The organism is Mesorhizobium sp. M7A.F.Ca.CA.003.01.2.1 (genome assembly GCF_003998945.1).
Taxonomy (GTDB): Bacteria; Pseudomonadota; Alphaproteobacteria; order Rhizobiales; family Rhizobiaceae; genus Mesorhizobium; species Mesorhizobium ciceri.
Map to the genome: position 1 here is coordinate 1 of NZ_RZRA01001102.1, position 1657 is coordinate 1657.

Sequence of the window (1657 nt, forward strand, 5' to 3'; positions counted from 1 at the left end):
CCGACACGTTGTTCCATGTCCGGGCGCGGGCTGGTTACGACGCGGCCCTTTGCATGTATCACGACCAGGCGCTTATCCCGGCCAAGGCGCTGGCTTTCGACGAGGCGGTCAATGTCACGCTCGGCCTGCCCTTTATCCGCACCTCGCCCGACCACGGCACGGCCTTCGACATCGCCGGCAAGGGTGTGGCGCGGCCCGACAGCCTGATAGCGGCGCTGAAGCTTGCCCGGCGGCTGGCCGACACGAACACCAAGGCGGTTGCCGCATGAGATCTCGGGCATGACCATCGACGGGCTGCCGCCGCTGCGCGAGGTGATCGAGCGTCATGGGCTGCAGGCGAAGAAGGCGCTCGGCCAGAATTTCCTGCTCGACCTCAACCTCACCGGCAAGATCGCCCGCACCGCCGGCGACTTGTCCGATGCAACCGTCATCGAGGTCGGCCCCGGTCCCGGCGGGCTGACCCGCGCCTTGCTTGCCAACGGAGCGCGCCAGGTGATCGCCATAGAGCGCGACGAACGTTGCCTGGCTGCTCTTGCCGAAGTGTCCGGCCACTATCCCGGCCGGCTGGAGGTTGTTTCGGGCGATGCGCTGAAGACGGATTTCACGGGCCTTGCCGGTCGAGCGACCGGCAATGGCGGCCCGGTCAAGATCGTGGCCAACCTGCCCTACAACATCGGCACGGAGCTGCTGGTGCGCTGGCTGACGGTCAGCGACTGGCCGCCTTTCTACACCTCGATGACTCTGATGTTCCAGCGCGAGGTGGCCGAGCGCATCGTCGCTCCCGCCGGCAGCGACAGCTATGGCCGGCTGGGGGTTCTTGCCGGCTGGCGGACGGAGGCGAGGATCGCCTTCGACGTACCGCCACAGGCATTCACGCCGCCGCCAAAGGTCACCTCCTCGGTGGTGCATCTTGTGCCGCGCCCGATGCCCCTGCCCACCGAGGTGAAGAAACTCGGCCGCGTCACAGAAGCCGCCTTCGGCCAACGTCGCAAGATGCTGCGGCAAAGCGTTAAGAGCCTCGGCGGCGAGGCCCTGCTCGACCGCGCCGGCATCGATCCGACACGCCGCGCCGAGACGCTCAGCGTCGAGGAGTTTGTAAGGTTGACAAACGCGGTGTAAGAAGCTGCCGATCTGCCCCCTCGTGGGGGAGATTGGCGCTTCACAGCCTCAACCCGTCTTCTCGTCCAACAGTCCCGAGACGAAATCGAACAGGCCTGGCCGGCGGTCGCGTCTCAGCCGCTCGGCGACGACGATGCCGCGCACTTCGGCGAAGGCGCGGTCGAGGTCGTCATTGACGATGACGAAATCATATTCCTTCCAGTGCTCGATCTCGTTGCGGGCGTTTTTCAACCGCGTTTCGATCACCGCTTCCTGGTCTTCGGCGCGGCGCTTCAGCCGTGCCTTCAACTCCTTCATCGATGGCGGCAGGATGAAGATCGAGACGATGTCGGCGCGCATCTTCTCCTTGAGCTGCTGGGCGCCCTGCCAGTCGATGTCGAACAGCATGTCGCGCCCTTCAGACAGCGCCAGTTCGGCAGGCTCGCGCGGTGTCGCATAGCAATTGCCATGCACCTCGGCCCACTCCAGCAGCGCGTCTGAATCACGAAGCCGCTCGAATTCGCGCATCGTCCGGAAATGATAGTGGACGCCTTCGATC

Annotated in this window: 3 protein-coding genes; 2 read left to right on the plus strand and 1 reads right to left on the minus strand. The window is 65.2% G+C overall.

Going from position 1 to position 1657, the window contains the following annotated elements; genetic code table 11:
* Together EN969_RS30140 and rsmA are read left to right on the plus strand one after the other, a co-directional pair.
* Nucleotides 1-269 (plus strand): 4-hydroxythreonine-4-phosphate dehydrogenase PdxA (locus EN969_RS30140; protein ID WP_206525268.1); only part of this gene is annotated, 269 nt, incomplete at its 5' end.
* Nucleotides 270-279: 10 nt separating this feature from the next.
* Nucleotides 280-1119, plus strand: coding sequence for a 16S rRNA (adenine(1518)-N(6)/adenine(1519)-N(6))-dimethyltransferase RsmA (rsmA, locus tag EN969_RS30145; protein ID WP_013532511.1), 840 nt, complete (start codon nucleotides 280-282; stop codon nucleotides 1117-1119).
* A gap of 48 nt (nucleotides 1120-1167) precedes the next feature.
* On the opposite strand, the gene gmk is transcribed toward rsmA, so the two are convergent.
* On the minus strand, nucleotides 1168-1657 hold a 490-nt coding region (gene gmk, locus EN969_RS30150; RefSeq protein ID WP_127419684.1), incomplete at its 5' end, for a guanylate kinase.

Coding starts and splice junctions, on each gene's coding strand:
- rsmA (WP_013532511.1), top strand. CDS start 280: ATGACCATCGACGGGCTGCCGCCGCTGCGCGAGGTGATCGAGCGTCAT.